At 27.7% G+C, this 1071-nt stretch carries 2 protein-coding genes; one reads left to right on the top strand and one right to left on the bottom strand.

The window, feature by feature from the left end:
* A partial coding sequence (locus GQX97_RS12345) for an HdeD family acid-resistance protein (RefSeq protein ID WP_013243331.1) occupies positions 1-529 on the bottom strand: 529 nt, incomplete at its 3' end.
* 203 nt (positions 530-732) lie between these two features.
* Here GQX97_RS12345 and GQX97_RS12340 point away from each other — a divergent pair.
* On the top strand, positions 733-1071 hold a 339-nt coding region (locus GQX97_RS12340; RefSeq protein ID WP_157152220.1), incomplete at its 3' end, for a hypothetical protein.

The following is a 1071-nucleotide window of genomic DNA, read 5'->3' as shown; positions in this document are numbered from 1 at the left end:
AGTCCTTAAAGAAATTGCCATAAGCAAACCAAAGCTGCAAAGTAACAATACCATAAAGTATTAAACCAATTCCAATAACTACACTAACATAAACAGCACCAAGTATAGGATTGAATGCTAATACAATTCCAGCTAATAATGTTAATACTCCGCTAAATAATGATAGTCCCCATTTGCTGTARCCTTCTTTTTTTAATTCTATAGAAGAAGATATAGCAATAACRCCTCTCACTATTACAAAAAATGAAACCATATATGGTATAAATGCACCGCTGATTGTGAGATTAGATATAATTATAATACCACATATAGTTGTTATTATACCATCTGCTAAAATTAAAAGAGAACTTGATAAATGTCTTAAACTGAAAAAATAAAATATAGTGCTTATTCCAGAGAATATTGTTAAAAAKCCTATTATATATGCTAATAACAATACTGTTTCTGCCGGATTAAATATAGTAGCTATRCCTGATATAATAAGTAATATTCCAAATACTAACCATAAAACTCTTCCTAATTTTCCCATAATTTATACACTCCGCTATAAAAAATTTAATAAATTATAATAACTATAATTCATTATATAATAATGATAATTTAATATATAAAAAAATCAAYATTTTATATATAACTTTATAAAAATAATTGYATTTTTAATTATTACTTGGGAACTTTAGTAACTATAACTTCGTCTAAYATAATACAAAAACAAAACAGGAGTTACTAGAAATGAAATCAAAATTATTATTATCTACATKTATATTAACATTAGTATCAGCATTGGCATTTGCTCAGCCGCCTGCTCCAAGAGGTGGTGATGTTCCGCCTGCACCAGGACCAAGAGAAAGAGCTATGCCAAGGGCTATGGGCGGTCCTAGAGGTGATATATACAGAATTTGCAGAAACGCTGGTATATATCTAACAGATGCACAGCTTGAAGAAATGGGAAAAATATCTTATGAATATGAATTAAAAATCAATGATTTAGAATATCAAAAAAGAAGCATTGATTATAAATTCAAACTTGAAAGAGAAAAAATTGATTTAGACTTAAACCTAATAAAAGAT

It is taken from the genome of Brachyspira sp. SAP_772 (assembly GCF_009755885.1).
In the GTDB taxonomy this organism is placed as follows: Bacteria; Spirochaetota; Brachyspiria; order Brachyspirales; family Brachyspiraceae; genus Brachyspira.
This window is presented reverse-complemented; position numbering and strand designations above follow the sequence as displayed.